The organism is Rhodococcus wratislaviensis, from assembly GCF_900455735.1.
GTDB lineage: Bacteria > Actinomycetota > Actinomycetes > Mycobacteriales > Mycobacteriaceae > Rhodococcus_F > Rhodococcus_F wratislaviensis.
The window spans coordinates 1-25,381 of sequence record NZ_UAUI01000017.1 but is presented as its reverse complement, the minus strand read 5'-3'; the positions used below and the strand labels follow the sequence as shown (position 1 = coordinate 25,381).

Genomic DNA, 25,381 nt, shown 5'->3' with positions numbered 1-25,381 from the left:
CCGCCATGACTCAGAACCCCAACCTCCAGAAGCTCTCCGAAGCAGGCGTGTCGGTGTGGCTCGACGACCTCTCCCGTGACCGCATCGAGTCCGGCAACCTCGCCGAGCTCGTCGCGACCAAGTCCGTCGTCGGTGTCACCACCAACCCGTCGATCTTCCAGGCCGCACTCAGCAAGGGCCACGTCTACGACGCACAGGTCCGGGAGCTCGCCGAGCGCGGTGCCGACGTCGAGGCCACCATCCGCACGGTGACCACCGACGACGTGCGCGCCGCCTGCGACGTTCTCGCCCCGCAGTTCGAGGCGAGCCACGGCGTCGACGGCCGGGTGTCCATCGAGGTCGACCCGCGCCTCGCGCACGACGCCGACAAGACGGTCGCGCAGGCCGTCGAACTGTGGAAGATCGTCGACCGCCCCAACCTGTTCATCAAGATTCCGGCCACCGAGGCCGGTATCCCGGCCATCGCCAAGGTGCTCGGTGAGGGGATCAGCGTCAACGTCACGCTGATCTTCTCGGTGGAGCGCTACGAACTCGTCATGGGCGCGTACCTGGACGGCCTCGAGGCGGCGAAGGCGGCCGGTCACGACCTGTCCCGCATCCACTCGGTGGCCTCGTTCTTCGTCTCCCGTGTCGACACGGAGATCGACAAGCGGCTCGACAAGATCGGCACCCCCGAGGCGCTGGAGCTGCGCGGCCAGGCCGCCGTCGCCAACGCCCGCCTGGCGTACGCCGCGTACCAGCAGATTTTCGAGGTGCAGCCGCGGTTCCAGGGTCTGCTGTCCGACGGTGCGCGCCCGCAGCGCGCGCTCTGGGCGTCGACGGGAGTCAAGAACCCCGATTACCCCGACACTCTGTACGTCGCCGAACTGGTGGCTCCGAACACCGTGAACACGATGCCGGAGAAGACTCTCGACGCGTTCGCCGATCACGGTGAGGTCGCCGGCGACACGGTGTCCGGCACCGCGGTCGAGTCGCAGGAGGTGTTCGACAAGCTCAGCGCCGTCGGCATCGACCTCACCGACGTGTTCAAGGTCCTCGAGGACGAGGGCGTCGACAAGTTCGAGGTGTCCTGGACCGAGCTCCTGGAGGCCACCGCGGAGCAGCTGCGCGCAGCAGGGCAGAAGAGCTGATACGTGAGCGAGCCCGCAGCGTCAGACGATTGGGTCAATCCACTCCGCGACGGTAGGGACAAGCGCCTACCACGCATCGCCGGGCCGTGTGCGCTGGTGATCTTCGGTGTCACCGGCGACCTGGCCCGGCGCAAGTTGATGCCCGCCATCTACGATCTGGCCAATCGTGGTCTTCTGCCGCCCGGGTTCGCTCTCGTCGGGTTCGCCCGCAGGGATTGGTCGGACGAGGACTTCGGCAAGATCGTCCACGATGCCGTGCGCGACCATTCCCGCACCCCGTTCCGGGAGGACGTCTGGGAGCGACTGTCGGAGGGCCTGCGTTTCGTCAAGGGCAGCTTCGACGACCCGGCCGCCTTCCAGGAACTGGCCAACACTCTCGGGACGCTCGAACGCGAACGCGGGACCGGCGGCAATCACGGGTTCTATCTCGCGATTCCGCCGGACGCGTTCCCGGTGGTCCTGAAGCAGCTGTCCGAGGCCGGTCTCGCGCAGTCGAACGACGACCAGTGGCGCCGGGTGGTCATCGAGAAGCCGTTCGGTCACGACCTCGAGAGCGCACGCGAGCTCAACGCGGTCGTGAACGAGGTCTTCCCGGAGGACACGGTCTTCCGGATCGACCATTACCTCGGCAAGGAGACCGTCCAGAACATTCTGGCGTTGCGCTTCGCGAACCAGTTGTTCGATCCGATCTGGAACGCCCACTACGTGGATCACGTCCAGATCACCATGGCCGAGGACATCGGTCTCGGTGGACGCGCCGGGTATTACGACGGCATCGGGGCGGCGCGCGACGTCATCCAGAATCATCTGCTGCAACTTCTCGCATTCACCGCGATGGAGGAGCCGATCAGCTTCGAACCGTCCGAGTTGCAGGCGGAGAAGATCAAGGTGCTCTCCGCCACCAGGCTCGCCCAGCCGCTCGACGAGACCACGGCACGCGGCCAGTACGCGGGCGGCTGGCAGGGCGGTACCCGGGTGGTCGGACTGCTGGAGGAGGAAGGGTTCTCGAAGGACTCCACCACGGAGACGTTCGCGGCCATCACCCTCGAGGTCGACACCCGCCGCTGGGCGGGGGTGCCGTTCTACCTCCGCACCGGGAAGCGGCTCGGCCGCCGGGTCACCGAGATCGCCGTGATCTTCAAGCGCGCACCGCATCTGCCGTTCGATCAGACGATGACCGAGGAACTGGGGCAGAACGCCCTCGTCATCCGGGTGCAGCCGGACGAGGGTGTGACCATGCGGTTCGGGTCCAAGGTGCCGGGGTCGAGCATGGAAGTCCGCGACGTCAACATGGACTTCAGCTACGGTCAGGCGTTCACGGAGTCGTCGCCCGAGGCGTACGAGCGCCTCATCCTCGACGTACTCCTCGGTGAGCCCTCGCTGTTCCCCGTGAACGCCGAGGTCGAACTGTCCTGGGAGATCCTCGACCCCGCGCTCGGGCACTGGGCTGCGGGCGGCAGGCCGGAACCGTACGAGGCCGGCACGTGGGGCCCGCCGTCGGCAGACGAAATGATGCACCGTACCGGTCGCGAATGGAGAAGGCCGTAGATGATCATCGACATTCCCGCGACCACCACCGGACAGGTCAACAAGAAACTGGTGGAGGTGCGCAAGACCGGCGGCGCAGTGACCCTGGGACGAGTCCTCACGCTGGTGGTATGCACCCGCGACAGTGAGTACTCGGAGGACATCATCGACGCCGCCAACGAGGCGAGCCGGGAGCATCCGTGCCGCGTCATCGTCGTCGCCTGGGGGTCCCGTGACGCGGAACCCCGCCTGGACGCGCAGATCCGCGTCGGCGGCGACGCCGGTGCGTCGGAGGTCGTCGTGCTCCGCCTGTTCGGCGAACTCGCCGACCACGAGAGCAGCGTGGTGGTGCCGTTCCTCCTCCCCGACACTCCCGTCGTCGTGTGGTGGCCGGAGACGGCCCCGGAGGTCCCCGCCGAGGACCCGGTGGGCAAGCTGGCGATCCGCCGCATCACCGACGCGACCGATCGCGCGGATCCGGCCGCCGAGATCAAGAGCCGCCTCGCGTCGTACTCGTCCGGTGACTCGGACCTGGCCTGGAGTCGCATCACCTACTGGCGTGCGCTCCTGACCTCGGCCGTCGATCAGCCGCCGCACTCGCCGATCACGTCCGCTGTGGTGTCCGGGCTGGTGGACGAGCCCGCCGTCGACATGATCGCGGGGTGGTTGGCGAGCCGCGTCGACGTCCCCGTCACCCGGCGGGTCGGCCCGCTGTTCGTGGAGATCAACTTCGCCGACGGTGGTGCTCTGACCATCAGCCGCCCCCAGACCGGCACCACGGCGACGCTGACACGTACCGGCAAACCCGATGCGCGGGTCGCGCTCCGCAGGCGGGAAACGAGCGAGTGCCTGGCCGAAGAACTACGCAGGCTCGACGCCGACGAGGTCTACGAGACCGCACTCGCCGGGCTGACGAAGGTGACCTATGAGTGACATCCATGTAGAAGTCCACCCCGACACCGACACGCTGGTGACGAGGGCCGCGGAGCGGTTCGTCGCCACCGTCGTCGCCGCCCAGAAGGACCGTGGTACGGCGTCGGTGGTCCTCACCGGAGGCGGCACCGGGATCGGGCTGCTCGAGAAGGTGCGGGAGAACCCAGGCGACATCGACTGGCGCGCGATCGACATCTACTGGGGTGACGAGCGCTTCCTGCCGGCCGGCGACCCGGAACGCAACGACGTGCAGGCGCGGGCCGCACTGCTCGACCACGTCGACGTCGACCCCGACCGGGTGCACACCATGCCCGTCGCCGACGGCATCTACGAGAACGATCCGGAGGCGGCTGCCGTCGCGTACGCGCAGGTGCTCGGGGCCCACGCCGACGGCAAGCAGGTTCCGGTCTTCGATGTCCACCTGCTCGGCATGGGCGGTGAGGGACACGTCAATTCGCTGTTCCCCGACACCGACGCGGTACGCGAGGAGCACCGGTTCGTCGTCGCGGTGACGGACTCCCCCAAGCCGCCGCCGGTGCGGGTCACGCTGACCCTGCCCGCTGTCCGGCACGCCGACGAGGTGTGGCTCGTCGTGGCGGGCGACGCCAAGGCCGAGGCCGTGGCCGCCGCGATCGCGGGCGCTCCGCCCGTCGAGATCCCGGCATCCGGGGCGCGCGGACTGTCGGCCACCCGGTGGCTGCTCGACACGTCGGCCGCGTCCCGGCTGCCGGGCTGACGCTGTCATCCGACGGGGTCCTCGTCGTCGTCCGCCGGCAACCCGGCGGGCGACCGAGGGTCCCGCTCGATCGGTGACCGGGTGACCCGGCATTCGGTGACGATCCGACCGGCCCGACGCGGGCTCGCCGCGCTCGTCCCCCGCCGTCCCACTCCCCCGCGCCAGTAGTCCGGGTTGCCCGCGCAACGCCTCATCCGTCGCCCCACTTCGTCTCGGAAACGTTCGTGCTCTTTCCCGTTTTGACGCAGCGACGGACGGTTCGGTTCCCCCGCCCCGCAAGAAAGTTCACTCGCTTCTCGCGGGACGCGGGAACCGGCGCGCTACCCGCTGTTGCGCAGCGCGGTCGCCAGCCCGTTCATCGTGAGCTGGATGCCGCGGCGCGTCTGATCACTGTCGTCCCCGGCCCGGTAGCGGCGCAGCAGTTCCACCTGCAGGTGGTTGAGGGGCTCGAGGTACGGGAACCGATTGTGCACCGACCTCTCCAGACCGGGGTTGTCGGCGAACAGGGTGTCGTTCCCGGTGATCGCCTTGTACATCCGGATGGTCCGCTCGTGTTCCTCGGCGATCTTGCCGAACACCCGCCGGCGGAGTTCCTCGTCGGGAACCAGTTCCGCGTAGCGGGCCGCGAGACCCATGTCGGACTTCGACATCACCATGGCCAGGTTCGACAGCACGGTCCGGAAGAACGGCCACGTCTCGTACAGGCGGGACAGCGTGGCCACCCGCTCGGGGTCGCCCTGCGTCCATTCCTCGAACGCCGCACCCGTGCCGTACCACCCGGGCAGCATGACCCGGGACTGGCTCCACGACAGCACCCACGGGATGGCCCGGAGATCGGAGATGGACGTGGTCTGCTTCCGTGAGGCGGGGCGGCTGCCGATGTTGAGGGCACCGATCTCCGCGACCGGAGTCGACATCTCGAAGTACTCCACGAATCCGGGTGTCTCGTGCACCAATTCGCCGTACGCGCGGCGGGCCAGCGCCGCGAGCTCGTCGAGAATGCGGTACGCCGGTTCCGCGTCGTCGCCGAGTCCCTCGACGTCGAGCAGGGTGGCTTCGAGGGTCGCGGCGAGCAGCGTCTCCAGATTGCGTTGCGCGAGGCGGGGTTCCGCGTACTTGGCGGCGATCACCTCACCCTGTTCGGTGATCCGCAACGACCCGGCCACCGCGCCGGGCGGTTGCGCGAGGATCGCCTCGTAGCTGGGGCCGCCGCCGCGACCCACGGTGCCGCCGCGACCGTGGAAGAGCCGCAACCGGATTCCCGTCTTGCGGGCGGCGTCGACCAGATCCAGCTCGGCGCGGTACAGCGCCCAGTTGGCCGCCAGGTAGCCGCCGTCCTTGTTGGAATCGGAGTACCCGAGCATCACTTCCTGCGAGTCGCCGCGCGACGTCACCAGCGCCCGGTAGATCGGCACCTCGAGGGTGGCCTCGAGCGTGGCGGCCCCCTGCTGCAGGTCCTCGATCGTCTCGAACAGCGGCACGATCCCCACCGGGCAGGACGGCGCCTCCCCCGATCCGGGGTCGAGCAGACCCACCTCCTTCAGCAGCACGGCGGCCTCGAGCATGTCGCTGACGGAGGTGCACATGCTGATGATGTAATTGGGCACGGCGCCCGCACCGAGGGTCCGCACCGCGTCGGCGCCGGCCTGGAGAATGGCGAGTTCCTTCGTGGTCAGCTCGCTGAAGTCCGCGTTCGCGGTGGTCAGTGGTCGCCGGGTGGACAGCTCCGCCGACAGCAACTCCACCCGCTCGTCCTCGGACAGCGACGGGTAGTCGGCGTGCACGCCCGCCCACGCCAGCAGCTCGGCGACGACGGTCTCGTGCACGTCCGAGTTCTGCCGCATGTCCAGTCCGGAGAGGTGGAAACCGAACACCTCCACCGAGTCCCGCAGGCCCGCGAGCCCGTCGTCGGCGATGGTGCCGTCGCCGCCACGCCGCAGGGAGTCGTCGACGACGTCCAGTTCGTCGAGCATCTGCCGTGGCGAGTCGTACGGTGCGAGCCCGAGGTCGAGCCCGTGATCGGGTGCCTCACCCAGAATGCGGTGCGCGGTGGCCGTGAGACGCCCCCGGATGCCCCGCACCGCGCGCCGGTAGGGCTCGTCGGCCCGGAACGGGGAATCGTCCTGCGACGCCGCGGCCAGGAGGTCGAGAGCGGGGGTGACGGTGACGAGGCGAGCCGACATCGACAGTTCACGTTCGAGTGTCTCGAGTTCCCCGAGGTGGTGCTCGAGGGCGGTGGCCGCGGCACGGATGGTGGCCTGCCGGACCACCTCGTCGGTGACATAGGGGTTGCCGTCGCGGTCTCCGCCGATCCACGACCCGGGACGCAGAATCGGCTCCCGGCCCAGATCCGCGTCCGGCCACCGCGATCGCAGGGCGCTGCGCAGTTCGGCGTTGATCTTCGGGACGACCTCGAACAGTGCGGCGTCGTAGTACCGCAGTCCGACCTCGATCTCGTCCTGGATCCGCAACCGCGACAACCGGATCAGTGCGGTCTGCCACAGGGTGAGGATCTGCCGTCGCAGCCGGACGTCGACGTCGGCCGTCTCGGTCTCGGTCAGGGCGGTGCGCTCGCGGTAGCGCATCAGCTCGGTGATGCGGGACTGGGTCTCGAACACCGTCCGGCGGCGGGTCTCGGTGGGATGGGCGGTGATGACCGGCGACACGAGCGCCCCGCGCAACGCGTCCGCGACGACGTCGCTGCCGAGGTGCGCGGCGTCGAGTTTGGCGAACGTGGCGGTCAGCGTGCTGTCGGGGGCGGGTTCACCGGCGGCGACGTGGACGGCGCGCCGGCGTTCGCGGTGGATGTCCTCGGCGAGATTCGCCAGCAGGGCGAAGTGGCTGAAGGCCCGGATGACGGGGATGGTGTCGCTCGTGGAGACCTGGGTGAACATGTCCGCCAGATCTGCGCGGTCGATTTCGGAACGACGAACCCGGAACGATTCGACCCTGGCCTTCTCGACGAGGTCGAAGACGCTGTCCCCGGCCTGTTCCCGCACTATCTGACCGAGGATGCCGCCCAGGAGCCGAATGTCTTCGCGGAGTGGTTCAGTGGCCTCACGTGGGGTTTCGATCATTCATCCAGTATCGACCGGTGACGGCCCGTCTGCATGATGAAGCCGATCAGCCGAACTTGATCTCCAGGCCGATGCCGATGATGGCGATCAACCAGATCAGGCCGGTGAAGACGGTGAGCCGGTCGAGGTTCTTCTCGACCACGGTGGAACCGGACAGGCTCGACTGGACGCCACCGCCGAACAGGCTGGACAGACCGCCGCCCTTACCGCGGTGCAGCAGCACCAGCAGAATCAGCAGCAAGCTGGTGACCACCAGCAAGATATCCAGAAACAGTTCCATGTCTGTCTACGTCCACCCATCCAGTAGGAACAACAACGACCTCGTACACCCTACAGGCGCTCCGCGCCCGTGCGCCTTTCCGGTACCTAGCGCTGCCGGAAAGGCGCACGGGCGCCGAAGGCGCCTTACGGCAGAGGTCCGCCCGCGGCGATCGCCGACAGGGTGGCGAACTCGTCGGCCTTCAGTGAGGCGCCGCCCACCAGGGCGCCGTCCACATCGGTCTGACCGACGATCTCGCCGACGTTCTTGGCGTTGACGCTACCGCCGTAGAGAACGCGGACACCGGACGCGACGTCCGGCGAGGCGAGCTCACCGAGCGTGGCGCGGATCGCGGCGCACACTTCCTGCGCGTCCGCGGCACTGGCCACGCGACCGGTTCCGATGGCCCACACCGGCTCGTACGCGATGACGACCTTGGCGATGTCCTCGGCGGACAGTCCGGCGAGCGAGCCCCGCAACTGTTCGACGTTGTAGGACACGTGCTCGCCGGCCTCGCGCACGTCGAGACCCTCACCGATGCAGACGATCGGGGTGATCCCGTTCTTCAGCGCGGCCTTGGTCTTGGCCAGCACGGTGTCGTTGTCCTCGCAGTGCAGGGTCCGGCGCTCCGAGTGCCCGACGACGACGAACGTGCAGCCCAGCTTGGCCAGCATGGAGCCGCTGATCTCACCGGTGTACGCACCCGAATCCTGGGCCGACACGTCCTGCGCACCGTAGGTGAGCAGGAGCTTGTCGCCCTCGACGAGGGTCTGCACGCTGCGGATGTCGGTGAACGGCGGGATCACCGTCACGTCGACCTTGTCGAAGTACTTCGCCGGGAGCGAGAAGGCGATCTTCTGAACCAGCGCGATGGCCTCGAGGTGGTTCAGATTCATCTTCCAGTTGCCGGCGATCAGCGGCTTCCGTGCCATGCCTCAGCCCTCCAGAACTGCGATGCCGGGGAGTTCCTTGCCCTCGAGGTACTCGAGGGAGGCGCCGCCACCGGTGGAGATGTGCGAGAACCCGTCCTCGGGCAGACCGAGCTGGCGCACCGCCGCGGCGGAGTCACCGCCACCGACGACGCTGTACGCGCCCTTCCCGGTGGCCTCGATGATCGCCTCGGCGACACCCTTGGTGCCCGCGGCGAACTTCTCGAACTCGAACACGCCCATCGGGCCGTTCCAGAACACGGTCTTCGCGCTGGTCAGGATCGCGGCGAACCGGCGAACCGACTGCGGTCCGATGTCGAGACCCATCCAGCCGTCCGGAATCTCGAGTACCGAGACGATCTTCGACTCGGCGTCGGCCGAGAACGAATCGGCGATGACCACGTCCTGCGGGATGTGGATCACGTCGGCGTACTGCTCGAGCAGCGCCTTGCACGTGTCGATCATCGACTCCTCGCACAGCGAGTCGCCGACCGAGACGCCCTGCGCCGCCAGGAACGTGTAGTACATGCCGCCACCGATGACGAGGGTGTCGACCTTGGGGGCCAGCGCCTCGATCACCGCGAGCTTGTCCGACACCTTCGACCCACCGAGCACGACCGCGTACGGCCGCTCGGGCTCCTCGGTGAGCTTGCCGAGCACCTTGATCTCGGCTTCGACGAGCGTGCCCGCGTAATGCGGGAGCAGCTTGGCCACCTCGTACACCGACGCCTGCGCGCGGTGCACGACACCGAACCCGTCGGACACGAACGCGCCGTCGTCGCCGACGAGTTCGACCAGGGCCTTGGCGAGCTTCGTCCGCTCGGCCTCGTCCTTGCTGGTCTCCCGCGGATCGAAGCGGATGTTCTCCAGCAGGAGAACGTCGCCGTCCGTGAGCCCCTCGGCCCGTGCCAGAGCGTCCTGCCCGACGACGTCGCCGGCGAGCTGGACGTTGCGTCCCAGCACCTCGGCGAGCTTCACCGCCACCGGTGCGAGGGAGTACTGCGGGTCGGGCTCGCCCTTGGGGCGACCCAGATGGGCGGTGACGATGACCTTGGCGCCCGCCTCCGCCAACGCCTTCAGCGTCGGCGCGGAAGCGATGATGCGCCCGGGATCGGTGATCCGGTCACCGTCGAGCGGAACGTTGAGGTCGGAGCGCACCAGCACGGCGCGCCCCTCGACCCCAGCGTTCAGCAAATCGTCGAGAGTCTGTACTGCCACTGTTACCGGACCTTCGCTCAGAGAGACTTGGCGACGAGACCGATGAGGTCGGCCAGACGGTTGGAGTAACCCCACTCGTTGTCGTACCAGGACACGATCTTGGCCTGATCGTCGATGACCTTGGTGAGGCCGGAGTCGAAGATCGAGCTGTGCGGGTCGGTGACGATGTCGGACGACACGATCGGGGCGTCCGTGTACTTCAGGATGCCCTTGAGCGGTCCCTCGGCGGCGGCCTTCATCGCGGCGTTGATGTCCTCGACGCTGGCCGACTTCTTCAGGTTCGCGGTGAGGTCGGTCACCGAGCCCGTGGGGATCGGGACACGCAGCGCGTAGCCGTCCAGCTTGCCGAGCAGCTGCGGGAGGACCAGGCCGATGGCCTTGGCGGCACCGGTGCCGGTGGGGACCACGTTCAGGGCGGCGGCGCGGGCGCGACGCAGGTCGCTGTGCGGGCCGTCCTGCAGGTTCTGGTCCTGGGTGTAGGCGTGGACCGTGGTCATGAGGCCCTTGACGATGCCGAACTCGTCGTCGAGCACCTTGGCGATGGGGCCGAGGCAGTTGGTGGTGCACGAGGCGTTGGAGATGATGTTCTGGCTGCCGTCATACTTGTCGTCGTTGACGCCCATCACGATGGTGATGTCCTCGCCCTTGGCCGGGGCGGAGATGATGACCTTCTTGGCGCCGGCCTCGAGGTGGCCCTTCGCCTTGGCTGCGTCGGTGAAGATTCCGGTGGACTCGACGACGACGTCGACGCCCAGGTCACCCCAGGGAAGCGCCGCGGGGCCTTCCTTGATGGCGAGTGCCTTGATCTTCTGGTTTCCGACGACGATGGTGTCTTCACCTTCGAGCGAGACGTCGTGCGGGAGACGACCCAAGATGGAGTCGTACTTCAGGAGATGCGCCAGCGTAGCGTTGTCCGTGAGGTCGTTGACCGCCACAATCTCGATGTCGGTGGTTCCGAGCGCCTTCTGCGCATCCACCGCCCTGAAGAAGTTACGCCCGATACGGCCGAAACCGTTTACGCCTACCCGGACAGTCACAATCTGCTCCTTTGCGCATGATTCTGGTTGTGCAGCTCTGCTCCCGCGCCGCTACGACACCACCGACGGTGGTCGGCGCGAGGGTTCATCGGTCGATGTGGCTCTTACCCTAGTGCGCATGCCACTCGCGCGCGCAGTCACCTCCGGGCACCTTTCCGGCCGCCCCGACCCGGACGAACGGGACGCTCGTTCGATCTGACGCAACGAGCGTCCCGTTCGTCCGGGGAGTGGGAGTGGCGGGCGGCGACTGCCGGCGACGGTCAGGCGTCGTCGAGAAGGTCTGCGGTGACGGCCGACTCGGTGTCGGGGATGCCGGTTTCCTTGGCCTTGCGGTCTGCCATGGACAGCAACCGCCGGATGCGGCCGGCCACGGCGTCCTTCGTCATCGGCGGGTCGGCGAGCTGGCCGAGTTCCTCCAGGGACGCCTGCCGGTGCTCCACCCGGAGGTGACCGGCCGCCGCCAGATGGTCGGGAACCTCGTCACCCAGGATGTCGAGGGCCCGTTCGACGCGGGCAGCGGCCGCGACGGCCGCCCGCGCGGACCGGCGCAGGTTGGCGTCGTCGAAGTTGGCGAGCCGGTTGGCGGTGGCACGGACCTCCCGGCGCATGCGGCGTTCCTCCCACACGAGGCGGGTGTCCTGGGCCCCCATCCGGGTGAGCAGTGCGCCGATGGCCTCGCCGTCACGGATCACCACCCGGTCGGTGCCGCGGACCTCGCGGGCCTTCGCGGAGATGCCCAGCCTGCGCGCCGCCCCGACGAGGGCGAGCGCCGCCTCCGGGCCGGGGCAGCTGACCTCGAGCGCGGACGATCGCCCCGGCTCGGTCAGCGAACCGTGTGCCAGGAACGCGCCGCGCCACGCGGCCTCCGCGTCGGCGACGCTGCCACCGACCACCTGCGCGGGAAGCCCGCGCACGGGGCGTCCCCGCAGGTCCAGGAGACCGGTCTGGCGGGCGAGAGCCTCGCCCTCCTTCGCGACCCGCACGATGTACCGGGACGACTTGCGCAGCCCGCCCGCACTGAGGACGTGGACGTCGGCGCTGTAGGTGAACAGGTCGAAGATCTCGCGGCGCAACCGGCGGGCCGTGGACCCCAGGTCCACTTCCGCCTCGACCACTACCCGGCCGCCGACGATGTGCAATCCCCCGGCGAACCGCAGCAGCGACGAGACCTCGGCCTTCCGGCAACTCACATGAGTGATGACGAGACGACTGAGTTCGTCTTTGACCTCTGCTGTCATTGCCACGAAGCGCTCTCCCTTTCCTCTGGTGTCTCGGCCACTTCGCTCCCCCGAGACCCCGCGTCGGGGTCGCTCCAGAGCTGTTCGAGAACGGACGCAAGTTTTCCTGCATGGTGCGTGTGGGTGCCGTGCTCCGACACGTCGGCGTACACGACGCGTGCCTGGAACTGTCCGGCGGCGCGGGCGAGGTGCTCGCGCTCGCGACCCGGTGGCACCGAACCCGAATCGACCACGACGAAGTCGACGGTGAGTTCGGGTGCGTGTTGGGACAGTACGTGCAGATGACGCTCGGTGGAGAATCCTGCCGTCTCGCCCGGCTCCGGAGCCAGGTTGAGCACCAGCACCTTCCGCGCGGCGGTGGCGATCAGCGTGTCGAGGAGTTCCGGCACGAGGACGTGCGGGATGACGCTGGAGAACCACGACCCCGGACCGAGGACGACCATGTCTGCCACGTCGATCGCCCGGACCGCGTCCGGGCACGCGGGCGGATTCGCCGGCAGCAGACGCACGCGGCGCACCTTGCCGGGCGTGGTCGCGACCGCGACCTGACCGCGGATGCAGCGGCTGACCCGCGGGTCCGCCTCGAGGCCCTGCACGTCAGCCTCGATGTCCAGGGCGATCGGCGACATCGGTAGCACCCGCCCGTTGATCCGCAGCAACCGGGCGAGTTCGTCCAGCGCGGCGACGGGGTCGCCGAGCACCTCGGTGAGGCCGGCCAGGATGAGATTGCCCACCGAGTGGCCGGCGAGGGCGCCGATTCCGCCGAAGCGGTGCTGGATGGTGTCCGTCCAGTCCTGCACCTCGGGGTCGTCCGCGGCGAGTGCGGCGAGCGCCATCCGCAGATCCCCCGGCGGGATGACACCCAGTTCGGCGCGCAGCCGTCCCGAGGATCCGCCGTCGTCCGCGACGGTCACGACCGCCGTGACGTCACGGCTGAGCCGGCGCGCGGCACTGAGAGTGGCGAACAGTCCGTGGCCGCCGCCGAGCGCGACGATCGCAGGCGGCTGGTGCACCGGCCTCATTCGCGCCCCAGATCACGATGGACGACACGCACGTTCAGCCCGGAGTCCTTTCCGAGTCGGCTCGCCAAGGCCTCCGACATCGCGACACTCCGATGTTTCCCTCCGGTGCACCCCACCGCGATGGTCATGTAGCGCTTCCCCTCCCGACGATATCCCGCGATCGTCAGATCCAGCAGGTGGTGATAGGTGGCGAGATAGTCCTCGGCACCGTCCTGCGACAACACGTAGTCCCGCACGTCCGCACTCTGCCCGGTGTGCGGACGCAACTCGGGTATCCAGTGCGGGTTGGGCAGGAAGCGGACGTCGCAGACGAGATCGGCGTCCATCGGAAGACCGTACTTGAAACCGAACGACTGGACTGTTACTTGCATGGTCCGGTTCTCGGCGTCGCCGAACGCGTCCTCGATCTTCTGCCGCAACTGGTGCGCGGCGAGGGACGACGTGTCGATCACCAGATCCGCGGCGGCCTTCACCTTCGCGAGCTGATCGCGCTCGGCGGCGATGCCCTCCGACAAGGTGCCCTCGGCGCCTCCCCCCGACAGCGGGTGGCTGCGGCGTACCTGTTCGAAACGGCGCACCAGGACCTCGTCCGACGCGTCGAGGTACAGCACCCGTGTGTGCACGGGTTTGCTTTCCAGTTCGGTGAGGACCCAGCCGAGGTCGCCGGTGAACAACCGGCTGCGCACGTCGATGACGACGGCGAGCCGCTCGAGCCGCGAATCGGATTCCAGGCTCAGATCCACCATCCGGGAAATCAGTTCCGGGGGAAGGTTGTCCGCGACGTACCACCCGAGGTCCTCGAGGACCTTCGCCGCCGTCTGCAGCCCCGCCCCGGAGAGCCCGGTGACGAGAAGGAAGTCCATCGGCCGAACCGTGGGTGGACGGTCGCTCTGCGCGTGCTGCTCGTTCACTCGACACCTGTCCGTTGCGAAGCGCTCTGTGCTGCCTGGCCGTGCTGTGCTACCGGTTCGCGGGGAAGATCCGCGCCGTTCTGATCTGCCGTGCCCGGCCCGTTCCGATCTGGTTCATCATCCCCCACTCCCGCGACGTCCGCAGACGGTTCCTCCGCCCCGAGAGCGGTGAGTACCGCTTTCGCCGTGGCCGTTCCGATGCCGGGGACCGCGGTGATCTCCTCGACGGAGGCCTGCTTGAGTCGGGCGACGGAACCGAAATGCGTCACCAGGGCCTTGCGCCGGGTCTCACCGAGCCCGCGGACGGAGTCGAGTGCGGATGCCGTCATCCGGCGGGACCGCTTGCTGCGGTGGAACGTGATCGCGAAGCGGTGGGCCTCGTCGCGCACCCGCTGCAGGAGGTACAGCGACTCGCTCGTGCGCGGGAGGATCACCGGGTCCTCCTCCCCCGGCACCCACACCTCCTCGAGCCGCTTGGCCAGCCCGATCACCGCGACGTCGGTGATGCCCAGTTCGTCGAGCACCGCCGAGGCCGCGGCCACCTGCGGGGCCCCGCCGTCCACGACGAACAGATTCGGTGGGTACGCGAACCGCCGCGGCCGGCCGGTCTGCGGGTCGATCGCCGCCTCCGGGGCGAGGTCGCCGCCGTCCCCGCCCGACACCTGGTCTGCGTCCGCCCCGGCCGCTTCGGCGCGCAGCACCCCGACGTCACGGTTGTGCCGGAGGAACCGCCGCCGGGTGACCTCGGCGATGCTGGCGACGTCGTCGGAGCGACCGTCGCCCGCGGCCTCCTTGATCGCGTAGTGGCGGTAGTCGGACTTACGGGGAAGGCCGTCCTCGAAGACGACGAGGGAGGCCACCACGTCGGTGCCCTGCACATGACTGATGTCGACGCATTCGATGCGCAGGGGCGCCGAGTCCAGGTCGAGGGCCTCCTGGATGCCCTGCAGGGCCGCCGACCGCGACGTGAAGTCGCCGGCGCGGCGCAGCTTGTGCTGCTGCAATGCCTCCATCGCGTTCCGCTGCACGGTCTCGGCGAGAGCCTTCTTGTCGCCGCGCTGCGGCACGCGGAGGCGGACCGCGGATCCGCGGAGACCGCTGAGCCACTCCTGCACCTGTTCGGCGTCGGGCGGCAGCACGGGCACCAGGACCTCCCGCGGCACGCCGCTGGTGCCGGCCTCCTGGTCGGTCGCGCCCGACAGCGCCGCCTGCTCACCGTAGAACTGGGTGAGGAACTGCTCCACGAGCAGCGGCAGGTCCGATCCCGCCTCGGAATCGACGCTGGCCCAGTCGATGACGTCGCCGGCCTTCTCGACCACCCAGCCGCGCTGACCGCGCACGCGGCCACCCCGGACGTGGAAGACCTGGACCGCGGCCTCGAGCTCGTCGGTCGCGAACGCGGCGACGTCGGCGTCGGTGCCGTCACCGAGCACGACGGCCTGCTTCTCGAGCGCTCGCCGCAACGCGCCCACGTCGTCGCGCAGCCGCGCCGCCGTCTCGAAGTCGAGTTCTTCCGACGCCTCCTGCATCCTGGCCTCGAGCTGCCGGACCAGCTTGTCGGTGCGTCCCGACAGGAAGTCGCAGAAGTCCTCGACGATCTTGCGGTGTTCGGCCGCGGACACGCGTCCGACGCACGGCGCGGAGCACTTGTCGATGTAGCCGAGCAGGCAGGGACGGCCGATCTGGTTGTGACGCTTGAACACCCCGGCCGAGCAGGTGCGGGCGGGGAACACCCGCAGCAGCAGGTCGAGGGTTTCGCGGATGGCCCACGCGTGCGAGTAGGGACCGAAGTAGCGGACACCCTTGCGCCGGGGCCCGCGGTAGACGAACAGCCGGGGGTATTCCTCGTTCAGGGTGACCGCGAGAACCGGGTACGTCTTGTCGTCGCGGTAGCGGACGTTGAACCGGGGATCGAATTCCTTGATCCAGTTGTACTCGAGCTGGAGAGCCTCGACCTCGGTGCTCACCACGGTCCACTCGACGCTGCCGGCCGTGGTCACCATCTGGCGGGTGCGCGGGTGCAGCGTCGAGACGTCGGCGAAATAGGAATTCAGCCGTGATCGAAGACTCTTCGCCTTCCCGACATAGATGACCCGGCCGTGCGGATCGCGGAACTTGTACACCCCCGGATCGACCGGAACAGTTCCGGTCGCGGGGCGATATGTCGAAGGATCGGGCACCCCTCCACGTTAGTCGGCGCCACCGACCAACCCCGCATCCGCGACGTCGCGGAGGGCCGACCCCCGGGTTAGGACGGTGCGTACTCCGACGCGAGCGCGCGGAAGCGGTCGACGGCGTCCACGGCGTATTCGCGATCGTTCGACTGGATGGCCATCACGGCCAGGTATTCGTCGTCGGGTAGCTCGATCCGGGCCCACGCCGCGCCGTCGGGGAAGGACAAGCCCTCGTACAGGTCCCATTCGACGATGCGCTCCCCGAGGACGTTGCGCACGGCGATGCCGCGGGGCCCGACCCGCACCCTGGGCCGAGTCAGCAGCAGGACCGCTGCCGCGAGGAGGCAGCCGATGCCCGCGAATGCCAGCTGGTCGGCGAGGCGGAAGTACACACCCGTCGAATCGCCGCGCAGCAGGATTGCGAACGTCACATGCACGACGACGAGTAAGGTCGCCACACCGATCGCGTATCGCCGCGACTTGCGCGGCGTCGCGACGAGTGTCCACTCGGATTGCGGAGTGGTCATGACTGGAGCCGGATCATACGAAGGACTCCTCGGCGCGGCGCAGTCGTGCCAGCGTGACAGCGGTGTCGAGCGCGGCCGCGCACGCCTGACCGCCCTTGTCCTCGACCGAGCCGGGCAGGCCACTGCGGTCGACGGCCTGCTGCTCGGTGTCCGTGGTGAGCACACCGTTTCCGACCGGGGTGCTCTCGTCCAGCGAGACCCGGGTCAGACCGGCCGTCACCGCGTCGCAGACATATTCGAAGTGCGGGGTCCCGCCGCGGATCACGACACCGAGCGCGACGACGGCGTCGTGCGTGCGGGCCAGGGCCTGCGCCACCACCGGAAGCTCGATGGCACCGGCGACCCGGACCAGCGTGACGTTCTTCACGTTCGCCTCGGCCGCCACCCGCTGCGCGCCGGCGATCAGCGCCTCGGAGATCTCGGCGTGCCAGCTGCCGGCGACGATGGCGAGCCGGAGGTCGCCCGCCTCGCCGAGTTGCAGCTCCGGCAGTCCCTCACCACTCACAGCATTTCTCCCGCTTCGAAGTCGTCGAGCCCGATCAGGTCGTGGCCCATGCGGTCACGCTTCGTGCGCAGGTACGTCAGGTTCTCTGCGTTCGCCCGCAGCGGCATCGACACCCGCTCGGTGATCTGCAGTCCGTACCCGTCGAGACCGACCCGCTTGGCCGGGTTGTTGGTGAGCAGGCGCATCGAGGAGATACCCAGATCCACCAGAATCTGCGCGCCGATGCCGTAGTCGCGGGCGTCGGCGGGCAGGCCGAGCTCGAGGTTGGCGTCGACGGTGTCCGAACCCGCGTCCTGCAGCTGGTAGGCCTGCAGTTTGTGCATGAGGCCGATGCCCCGGCCCTCGTGTCCGCGCATGTAGAGGACCACACCGCGGCCCTCCTGCGCGACCATGTCCAGGGCGGCGTCGAGCTGGGGCCCGCAGTCGCAGCGCAGCGAACCGAACACGTCGCCGGTGAGGCATTCGGAGTGCACGCGCACGAGCACGTCACTGCCGTCGCCGTCGGGGCCGGGCAGGTCGCCGCGGACCAGGGCCACGTGCTCGACGTCGTCGTAGATGCTCCGGTAGCCGACGGCCGTGAACTCGCCGTGCCGGGTGGGGATGCGCGCGGACGCGACCCGCTCCACGTGCTTCTCGTGCTTGCGGCGCCACGCGATGAGGTCGGCGATGGAGATCAGGGCGAGGTTGTGGTCGTCGGCGAAGACCCGCAGCTCGTCGGTCTGGGCCATGTGGCCCTCGTCCTTCTGGCTGACGATCTCGCAGATCACACCCGCCGGCCGCAGGTCGGCCATCCGGGCGAGGTCGACGGCGGCCTCGGTGTGGCCGGGACGGCGCAGCACGCCGCCCTCCTTGGCGCGCAGCGGCACGACGTGGCCGGGCCGGGTGAAGTCCTGGGCGCCGCTGGACGGGTCGGCCAGCAACCGCATGGTGGCGGCGCGGTCGGACGCGGAGATGCCGGTGCCGATGCCCTCGCGGGCGTCGACGGTCACGGTGTACGCGGTGCCGTGCTTGTCCTGGTTGGTGGCGTACATCGGAGGCAGGCCGAGGCGGTCGCAGTCGGCGCCGTCGAGCGGCACACAGAGATAGCCGGACGTGTATCGAACCATGAAGGCAACCAACTCGGGGGTGGCTTTCTCCGCGGCGAAGATGAGGTCTCCCTCGTTCTCGCGGTCTTCGTCGTCGACGACGACGACTGCCTTGCCTGCGGCGATGTCCGCAACGGCGCGCTCGATACTGTCGAACCTGGTCACGTGCTCGGTCTCCAAAGTCTTGACTTAGGCATCTTCGAATACAACGGATGCATCCGTGGGATGCTCCTCAACAGTACGACTCAGCGGCCGGCCGCTTGCAGCCGCTCCACATACTTCGCAATCACGTCGACCTCGAGGTTGACGGGCGTCCCGACGGACGCCGCCCCGAGCGTGGTCAATTGCAGCGTGGTCGGGATGAGTGAAATCTCGAAGTATTCCTCGCCACGTTCACCACCGAGGGCCGAGACCGTCAGCGACACACCGTCGACGGTGATCGAGCCCTTCTCCACGACGTACCGGGAGATCGCGTCGGGCAGCGCGATGCGCACGACCTCCCAGTTCTCGGACGGGCTGCGGCTGATGATGTGCCCGGTGCCGTCCACGTGACCCTGGACGAGGTGGCCGCCGAGGCGGCTGTTCAGGGCGGCGGCCCGCTCGAGGTTGACGCGGCTGCCCACGTCGATCTTCTGCAGGCTCGACCGGTTCAGCGTCTCCTGCATGACATCGGCCGTGAAGGAACCGTCGGCCAACACCTCCACGACGGTCAGGCACACCCCGTTCACCGCGATCGAATCCCCGTGCGACGCGTCGGAAGTCACGACCGGACCACGGACGGTGAACCGTGCGGCGTCGGCCAGTTCCTCCTTGGCGACGACCTCACCCAACTCTTCGACGATCCCGGTGAACACTGTGGCTTCTCCTACGTTCGGTGACTGTCAGGGTTATCGGACACTGCTGGAACCAGACTCAACAACAAATCGGGGCCGATTGTTTCGACCGACTCGTGACGGAACCGCAGCGCACCGCCGATCGTGTGCACACCCGCCTCCGTGACCGCGGACGTGCCGGCGCCGAGGACCAGCGGGGCGAGGTACGCCTGGATGCGGTCGACCCGGCCCGCGGCGAGGAACGCGCCCGCCAGCCGGGGCCCGCCCTCGAGCAGCACATCGGTGTACTCGGCGAGAGCGGCGAGGACCTCGTCCACGTCGCGTGTGCGCAACAGCAGGGTGGGCGCGGAGTCGTCGAGGACCCGGGCGTCCGCCGGGATGTCGCCGAGTCCGACGACGACGCGCACCGGCTGGTGCGCCGCGAGCGATCCGTCGGGCATCCGGGCGGTCAGCCGCGGGTCGTCGGCGAGCACCGTCCCCGTGCCGACCACGATCGCGTCGAGTTTCGCCCGGTCGGCGTGGACGCGTTCCCGGGCCTCGGGACCGGTGATCCACTGGCTGGTGCCGTCGGCGGCGGCGCTGCGCCCGTCCAGGGTGGCAGCGTATTTCCACGTCACGTGCGGCCGTCCGGTGCGCTGCCGGTGCAGCCAGGCCCGGAGCGGCCCGCGTTCGACGTCCTGGGCCCGCAGCCCGGACGTCACCTCGACACCGGCCGAGACGAGGGTTTCCGCGCCGCCGGCGGCCTCGGGGTTCGGATCGCCCACCGCATAGTGCACCGCGACCACGCCGGCATCGAGGAGCGCCTGCGAACACGGCCCGGTCCGCCCGTGGTGGTTGCACGGTTCCAGCGTGACGACGGCGGTGCCGCCGCGGGCGGCGTCCCCCGCCTCCCGCAGTGCGACGACCTCCGCGTGCGGACCGCCGGGAGGCTGCGTCATCCCGACACCGGCGATGCGCCCCGCGGAATCGAGGACCACCGCGCCGACCGCCGGATTGGGGCTGGTGAACCCGCGCGCCGACTCCGCGGCGCCGATGGCGATCTGCATCGCGGCGTCGAGGTCCGCAGCCGAATTCTCGTGCCGCACGTGGGAGTTCACGATGTGCCGGAGCGCCGTTACCGCGACAGGCTCAGGTGCGGCGACGCCGTGGCGGCGCTGGCGCGCAGGGCGCGCACGGCCTCCGCGGGATCGCTCGTGCCGTAGACGGCGGACCCGGCGACGAAGCAGTCGACGCCCGCCTCGGCGGCGGCCTCGACGGTGTCGGCGTTGATGCCGCCGTCGATCTCCACGACCAGCCGCAGCTCACCGGAGTCGACGAGACGGCGGACGGCCTTCGCCTTCGACAGCACCTCCGGGATGAACGACTGACCACCGAAGCCGGGCTCGACGCTCATGACGAGAAGGGTGTCGAAGTCCTTCAGGATCTCGAGGTACGGCTCGATCGGCGTGCCGGGCTTGACGCTGAGGCCGGCCTTGGCCCCGGCGGCGCGGATGTCGCGTGCCACGGATCGGGGGTCGTCGGTCGCCTCCGCGTGGAACGTGACGTTGTGCGCGCCCGCCTCCGCGTAGGGCGGCGCCCAGCGACCGGGGTCGTCGATCATGAGATGGCAGTCGAGCGGGATGTCCGTCGCCGCGAGCAGGCTCTGCACAACAGGAAGGCCGAGCGTCAGGTTCGGCACGAAATGAGCGTCCATCACGTCGACATGCAGCCAGTCGGCACCGGCGACCGCGGCCGCCTCCTCGGCGAGACGCGCGAAATCGGCAGACAGAATGGACGGTGCGATCATCGGGGTTGCCACGCGCCGCAGTTTAGTCGTACGCGTGCCGGGGCCGGATCCCGCGGTCCATACTGGGCTCATGCCGACCTGGACGGACGTCGTGGCGATCGGTGCGTCCCTGCCGCAGGTGCAGGAGAGCACCTCGTATCGCACTCCGGCACTGAAGGTCGCGGGCAAGCTGCTCGCCCGGTTACGGGCCGAGTCGGACGGGGGCCTGGTGGTGATGTGCGACCTCGACGAGAAGGCGGCCCTGCTGGCCCAGGGCGCGCCGTTCTACACCACTCCGCACTACGACGGTCACGGTTCGATCCTCGTCGACCTCGAGAACGTCGACGTCACGCAGCTGACCGAGTTGCTGCAGGACGCCTGGCGGATCAAGGCACCGGCGAAGCTGCGCAAGCAGTTCGATCAGATTTGACGAGAAAGGCGAGGGCCCGGGCGGCGCCCGCACACCGGCCCGGACCCTCATCGGATCGGCGTCAGACGCCGAGCTTGAGGCCCGCCCCCGCATCGACCCGGAGTTGCTGACCGGTGACGAACCGGGACTCGTCGGACGACAGGAACACCACCGCGTGCGAGATGTCCTCGGGCTCGACCCACGGGGTGGGCATCGCCTGCATGAACGGGAACGTGACTTTCGCGTCCTCGGCGGTCGGGTTCTCCAGGTCGGGGCGGAACGTGCGGAACATCGGCGGGCTCTGCAGCATGTCCGTGTTGCAGTTCGTGGGGTGGATCGCGTTGACGCGGATGGACTTCGGGCCCAGGGTGAGCGCGAGCGAGTTGGTGTACGTCCACAGCATCTTCTTGGCGAGACCGTAGCCGTCGCCGCCCGGCCCCTGCAGGGCCTGCTGACCGTTCAGGCCCGTCTGCGGGACCAGCCCGGCCACCGATCCCGTCGCGATGATCGACGCACCGGCGTCCAGGTGCGGAAGGGCCGAGTGGATGGTGTTGATCACTCCGACGAAGTCGACGTCGAACGCATCGACGAATCCCTCGACGGGCACGTCGTTCCCGAGAGGCGCGATCCCGGCATTGGCGACCACGACGTCCAGCCGGCCCAGCGTCGCGACCGCGGCGTCGAGTTCGCGCTGCAGGGCCGCGCGGTCGCGCACGTCCACCTTGGCGGTGACGACCCGGCGCCCCGCCTTCTCGACGAGCCGTCCCGTCTCCGCGAGATCGGCGTCGGTCGCCAGCGGGTATTCGTTGGATGCGATGTCCTCGCAGAGGTCGAAGGCGATGATGTCGGCGCCCTCGTCGGCGAGATGCACTGCATGACTACGACCCTGCCCCCGCGCCGCTCCGGTGATCAGAACGACCTTCCCCGCTACCCGATTCATCTGAAGTCCTCCACTCGCTTCGTGACGTACGTCTCTGTCGCGAGAAGAATTAGAACACGTTTCACACAAAAGTGAAACAGGTTCTACCGAGAGTCGGGCAGATGTCCAGGTAGCGGGGAGGCGACCGTCCTACGGCTTGCGCAACGCGGCCATGAACATCGCGTCGGTACCGTGCCGATGCGGCCAGAGCTGGACGCTCGGACCGTCTCCCAGACCCGGCACACCGGGAACGAGCTCACGCGTGTCGAGCGCCGTGAGCCCGTAGCGGCGCACCGCATCCGCGACCACGGCCACCGTCTCGGACAGATGCGGCGAACACGTCGCGTAGAGGATCACACCACCCGGACGGACCAGCTCGACGGCCGACGCGAGGAGTTCCCGCTGCAGTTTCGCGAGACCCGCCACATCCGACGGCTGGCGGCGCCACCGCGCCTCCGGACGTCGGCGCAGCGCACCCAGTCCCGTACACGGCGCGTCGACCAGGATGCGGTCGTACCCGCCGTCCAGCCCGGGATCGCGCCCGTCGGCGACGTGCACGTCCACGGGAAGTTCCTTGGTCGTCTTCCGGATCAGATCCGCGCGATGCTCCACCGGCTCCACGGCGTCGAGGCGTCCGCCCTCGATTCCGGCGAGGGCGCCCAGCAGGGCAGCCTTGCCACCCGGGCCGGCGCAGAGGTCGAGCCAGCGGCCGGTGTCCGGCCCGTCCAGCGGTGCCAGGGAGAGCGCCCGGGCGACGAGCTGACTGCCCTCGTCCTGCACTCCGGCGAGCCCCTCGCGGACGGCGTCGAGCAGCCCGGGATCACCGCCGTCGAGATAGACCGCGTACGGCGAGTACCGCCCCACCTCACCGCCGGTGGCGAGCGCGAGTTCCTCCGACGAGATCTCCCCCGGCCGGGCGACGAGGTGCACCACAGGCCGGGCGTCGTCGGCGATGAGGACGTCCTCGAGCTCCCCGGCGTCGGCACCGAGCGCGTCGGCGAACACCTGGGCGATCCAGGTGGGATGCGCGTGCTCGAACGCCAGCCGCCCCACCGGATCGGCGGGAGCCAGGCGCTCCACCCATTCCGCCTCGGACCGTTCCGACACCCGGCGCAGCACGGCGTTGACGAAGCCCGCCTTTCCCGGACCGGCCTCCGCGCGCACGAGATCGACCGAGGTGGCGACGGCCGCGTGCGGCGCGACGCGGGTGCGCAGCAGCTGGTAGGCGCCCAGCTGGAGGACGTCGAGCAGCGGTCCGTCGATCTCGGCGATCGGCCTGCCCGCGCAGTCGGCGATCACGGCGTCGAGGAGCCCCCGGGCGCGGGCGGCTCCGTAGGCCAGTTCCGTCGCGAGGGCCGCGTCGCGTCCGTCCAGGCGCCGCTCACGCAGCAGTCCGGGCAGCACCAGATTGGCGTAGGCATCGCGTTCCCGGACGGCGCGCAGCACGTCCCGCGCGGCGAGCCGCGGCTGGTCGAGACCGGACTGCGACGCGTCGGGCCGGCGGGCCTGACGGGGACGGTTGTTGCGGGCCCCCGAGCCGGACTGGCCGCGACGTGCGGGCCTTCTGGATTCGCTCACTGTGCCCGTACCTCCGCGTCGAGTCGTGCGCCTCGCGCCCAGTCCAGGGCGGCCATCTGTTTCTTGCCCTGCGGCTGGATGCGGTCGAGCCGCACCGCCACCGTGGACGTGCCGATCAGGAATCCGGCTTTGGTCACGGAGATCTCCCCCGGCTCCAGTCGCTCCTCCGTCGGAGTGACCGGGCCGACCTTGACGCGCAGATCACCGATCGTGGTCCAGGCGCCGGGCGCGGGGGTCACCGACCGGACGTGCCGGTCCACCACGGCAGCTGTTCTGTCCCAACGGATCCGGGCCGCCTCGACGGTCACCTTGGGGGCGTGGGACACCCCCTCGGCCGACTGCGGGACCGCGGTGATCGCGCCGTCCTCGATCCCGTCGAGAACCGACTCCAGGAGGACCGCGCCACTGTCGGCCAGGCGTCCGAGGAGATCCCCGGCGGTATCGGTGTCGCGGATCCTCTCGGTGACCACCCCGTAGACCGGCCCGGTGTCCATTCCCGCCTCGAGCCGGAACGCGCTCGCACCGGTCATGTCGTCGCCCGCGCCGATCGCGGCCTGCACGGGGGCGGCCCCGCGCCACGCCGGCAACAGGGAGAAGTGCAGGTTCACCCAGCCGTGGGCCGGGATGTCGAGGACCTTCTGCGGCAGCAGGGCCCCGTAGGCGACGACCGGCGCGCACTCGGGGGCGAGGTCGGCGAGACGCGCCAGGAATTCCGGTTCCGAGGGCCGCTCGGGAGTCAGCACCTCGATGCCGTGGGAATCGGCGAGTGCACCGATCGGCGAGCGGACGACCTTGCGTCCGCGGCCTGCGACCGCGTCCGGGCGGGTGATCACCGCCACGACGTCGTGGCGCGGCGAACGGATCAGACGTTCGAGTGAGGGAACGGCGGGCTCGGGGGTTCCGGCGAAGACTATGCGCACGTCGGCGACCCACACGACGGACGGTGGACCGCTGCGCGGGCCGAAACGATACTCACGAAGAAAGCTCCCCTTTGATCGACGATGTGCCGACCAGTCTAGGGAGTCGAACCCGGGCCATAACACTCGGCGAACAGTCGGCGAATCGATTCCGCAGAACCGCACACAGCAACGGCGGACGGGTATTGACTGTTCTGAGGCCGGCGCGAACGGTCGGGCCGGTGTCCCGTTTTCGAACCTCTGGAGGTCACGATGGCAGGAATTGAGAGCAAGTTCGACAAGGCATACGAGACGAAGCCCGTCGAGGAACTGGCCAGTGCCCCCGTCGCCGCCCTGCAGGGCGTGAGCGATTCCGACGCCGAACACCTCGCGGCCGCGTTCAACATCAAGACCGTCAAGGACCTCGGCACCAACAAGTACTTCCTGTGGGCGCAGGCCGTCGCGAGACTGGCGGAGTAGCACACACACGCAGAAGCGGGGAGCCGTGCGGGTGCACGGCTCCCCGCTTCATGTGCCGGGCTACCGGTTGCTGTCCAGGATCACCTGGGGAATGCCGGCGCCGACCGGGACGAACTCGCACCGAGCCAGCGGTGTCGCGTCGGGGTCGAGCGCCGCTCGGACGAGGTCGAGCGCGAACGGATCGTAGGGCGCC

General features: G+C 69.1%; 24 protein-coding genes. 6 read left to right on the top strand and 18 right to left on the bottom strand.

The window, feature by feature from the left end; genetic code table 11:
* Positions 1–5 precede the first annotated feature (5 nt).
* Genes tal through pgl form a run of 4 tightly spaced genes read left to right on the top strand, consistent with a single transcriptional unit; the run spans position 6 to position 4,326 of the window.
* On the top strand, positions 6–1,130 hold the full coding sequence (tal, locus tag DTA22_RS20900; protein WP_112300763.1) for a transaldolase: 1,125 nt from the start codon (positions 6–8) through the stop codon (positions 1,128–1,130).
* Between the two features lie 3 nt (positions 1,131–1,133).
* Entirely contained in the window at positions 1,134–2,678 is a 1,545-nt protein-coding gene (zwf, locus tag DTA22_RS20895) for a glucose-6-phosphate dehydrogenase (RefSeq protein ID WP_112300762.1), read from the top strand.
* The gene (gene opcA / locus DTA22_RS20890) at positions 2,679–3,590 is read left to right on the top strand and encodes a glucose-6-phosphate dehydrogenase assembly protein OpcA (protein ID WP_112300761.1); all 912 of its coding nucleotides are present in this window, start codon (positions 2,679–2,681) and stop codon (positions 3,588–3,590) included. It abuts the gene before it with no gap.
* Positions 3,583–4,326, top strand: a complete 744-nt coding sequence (gene pgl, locus DTA22_RS20885) for a 6-phosphogluconolactonase (RefSeq protein WP_037237810.1) — start codon at positions 3,583–3,585, stop codon at positions 4,324–4,326. Before opcA ends, pgl begins: the two co-directional genes overlap by 8 nt.
* Before the next feature lie 320 nt (positions 4,327–4,646).
* On the opposite strand, the gene ppc is transcribed toward pgl, so the two are convergent.
* The 15 genes from ppc to rpe form a co-directional block, all read right to left on the bottom strand.
* Positions 4,647–7,403 carry a phosphoenolpyruvate carboxylase gene (gene ppc, locus DTA22_RS20880; protein WP_112300760.1) on the bottom strand — a complete coding sequence of 919 codons (2,757 nt, stop codon included), beginning with the start codon at positions 7,401–7,403 and terminating at the stop codon, positions 4,647–4,649.
* A gap of 46 nt (positions 7,404–7,449) precedes the next feature.
* On the bottom strand, positions 7,450–7,683 hold the full coding sequence (gene secG / locus DTA22_RS20875; RefSeq protein WP_005241788.1) for a preprotein translocase subunit SecG: 234 nt from the start codon (positions 7,681–7,683) through the stop codon (positions 7,450–7,452).
* 125 nt (positions 7,684–7,808) lie between these two features.
* On the bottom strand, positions 7,809–8,594 hold the full coding sequence (gene tpiA / locus DTA22_RS20870; protein WP_037237815.1) for a triose-phosphate isomerase: 786 nt from the start codon (positions 8,592–8,594) through the stop codon (positions 7,809–7,811).
* 3 nt (positions 8,595–8,597) lie between these two features.
* Entirely contained in the window at positions 8,598–9,809 is a 1,212-nt protein-coding gene (locus DTA22_RS20865) for a phosphoglycerate kinase (protein WP_112300759.1), read from the bottom strand.
* Between the two features lie 17 nt (positions 9,810–9,826).
* On the bottom strand, positions 9,827–10,846 hold the full coding sequence (gap, locus tag DTA22_RS20860) for a type I glyceraldehyde-3-phosphate dehydrogenase (protein WP_005241784.1): 1,020 nt from the start codon (positions 10,844–10,846) through the stop codon (positions 9,827–9,829).
* Positions 10,847–11,106: 260 nt separating this feature from the next.
* The gene (gene whiA, locus DTA22_RS20855) at positions 11,107–12,090 is read right to left on the bottom strand and encodes a DNA-binding protein WhiA (protein ID WP_037237817.1); all 984 of its coding nucleotides are present in this window, start codon (positions 12,088–12,090) and stop codon (positions 11,107–11,109) included.
* Complete coding sequence (locus tag DTA22_RS20850) at positions 12,081–13,106, bottom strand: gluconeogenesis factor YvcK family protein (RefSeq protein ID WP_005241779.1); 1,026 nt, start codon at positions 13,104–13,106, stop codon at positions 12,081–12,083. The genes whiA and DTA22_RS20850 overlap by 10 nt, the downstream gene beginning before the upstream one ends.
* A complete protein-coding gene (gene rapZ / locus DTA22_RS20845; RefSeq protein ID WP_043943921.1) occupies positions 13,103–13,969 on the bottom strand; it encodes an RNase adapter RapZ in 867 nt (288 codons plus the stop codon). The genes DTA22_RS20850 and rapZ overlap by 4 nt, the downstream gene beginning before the upstream one ends.
* A 44-nt stretch (positions 13,970–14,013) precedes the next feature.
* Complete coding sequence (uvrC, locus tag DTA22_RS20840) at positions 14,014–16,197, bottom strand: excinuclease ABC subunit UvrC (RefSeq protein ID WP_037237820.1); 2,184 nt, start codon at positions 16,195–16,197, stop codon at positions 14,014–14,016.
* A gap of 68 nt (positions 16,198–16,265) precedes the next feature.
* Positions 16,266–16,718: a PH domain-containing protein gene (locus DTA22_RS20835; protein WP_112300758.1), complete on the bottom strand. Its 453-nt coding sequence runs from the start codon at positions 16,716–16,718 to the stop codon at positions 16,266–16,268.
* Between the two features lie 13 nt (positions 16,719–16,731).
* Positions 16,732–17,223, bottom strand: coding sequence for a 6,7-dimethyl-8-ribityllumazine synthase (gene ribH / locus DTA22_RS20830; protein WP_005241766.1), 492 nt, complete (start codon positions 17,221–17,223; stop codon positions 16,732–16,734).
* The gene (locus DTA22_RS20825) at positions 17,220–18,473 is read right to left on the bottom strand and encodes a bifunctional 3,4-dihydroxy-2-butanone-4-phosphate synthase/GTP cyclohydrolase II (RefSeq protein ID WP_009480441.1); all 1,254 of its coding nucleotides are present in this window, start codon (positions 18,471–18,473) and stop codon (positions 17,220–17,222) included. Before DTA22_RS20825 ends, ribH begins: the two co-directional genes overlap by 4 nt.
* Positions 18,474–18,553: 80 nt before the next feature.
* The gene (locus DTA22_RS20820) at positions 18,554–19,162 is read right to left on the bottom strand and encodes a riboflavin synthase (RefSeq protein ID WP_005241761.1); all 609 of its coding nucleotides are present in this window, start codon (positions 19,160–19,162) and stop codon (positions 18,554–18,556) included.
* A gap of 11 nt (positions 19,163–19,173) precedes the next feature.
* Positions 19,174–20,226 carry a bifunctional diaminohydroxyphosphoribosylaminopyrimidine deaminase/5-amino-6-(5-phosphoribosylamino)uracil reductase RibD gene (gene ribD, locus DTA22_RS20815; RefSeq protein ID WP_037237826.1) on the bottom strand — a complete coding sequence of 351 codons (1,053 nt, stop codon included), beginning with the start codon at positions 20,224–20,226 and terminating at the stop codon, positions 19,174–19,176.
* Between the two features lie 29 nt (positions 20,227–20,255).
* Positions 20,256–20,939 (bottom strand): ribulose-phosphate 3-epimerase, encoded by a 684-nt coding sequence (gene rpe, locus DTA22_RS20810; RefSeq protein ID WP_037237828.1) that lies wholly within the window; start codon positions 20,937–20,939, stop codon positions 20,256–20,258.
* A 58-nt stretch (positions 20,940–20,997) separates the two neighbouring features.
* Between rpe and DTA22_RS20805 the strand changes: the two genes are divergently transcribed.
* The gene (locus tag DTA22_RS20805) at positions 20,998–21,336 is read left to right on the top strand and encodes an MmcQ/YjbR family DNA-binding protein (protein WP_037237830.1); all 339 of its coding nucleotides are present in this window, start codon (positions 20,998–21,000) and stop codon (positions 21,334–21,336) included.
* A gap of 61 nt (positions 21,337–21,397) precedes the next feature.
* Here the strand turns inward: DTA22_RS20805 and DTA22_RS20800 are convergent, their stop codons facing one another.
* From DTA22_RS20800 to fmt, 3 genes are all read right to left on the bottom strand, one after another.
* Complete coding sequence (locus tag DTA22_RS20800; RefSeq protein WP_037237832.1) at positions 21,398–22,255, bottom strand: mycofactocin-coupled SDR family oxidoreductase; 858 nt, start codon at positions 22,253–22,255, stop codon at positions 21,398–21,400.
* Between the two features lie 129 nt (positions 22,256–22,384).
* A complete protein-coding gene (locus DTA22_RS20795; RefSeq protein ID WP_112300757.1) occupies positions 22,385–23,812 on the bottom strand; it encodes an RsmB/NOP family class I SAM-dependent RNA methyltransferase in 1,428 nt (475 codons plus the stop codon).
* Positions 23,809–24,732 (bottom strand): methionyl-tRNA formyltransferase, encoded by a 924-nt coding sequence (gene fmt, locus DTA22_RS20790; protein ID WP_037237849.1) that lies wholly within the window; start codon positions 24,730–24,732, stop codon positions 23,809–23,811. The genes DTA22_RS20795 and fmt overlap by 4 nt, the downstream gene beginning before the upstream one ends.
* 249 nt (positions 24,733–24,981) lie before the next feature.
* Between fmt and DTA22_RS20785 the strand changes: the two genes are divergently transcribed.
* Positions 24,982–25,188: a hypothetical protein gene (locus DTA22_RS20785; RefSeq protein ID WP_037237836.1), complete on the top strand. Its 207-nt coding sequence runs from the start codon at positions 24,982–24,984 to the stop codon at positions 25,186–25,188.
* The last annotated feature ends 193 nt before the right edge of the window (positions 25,189–25,381 follow it).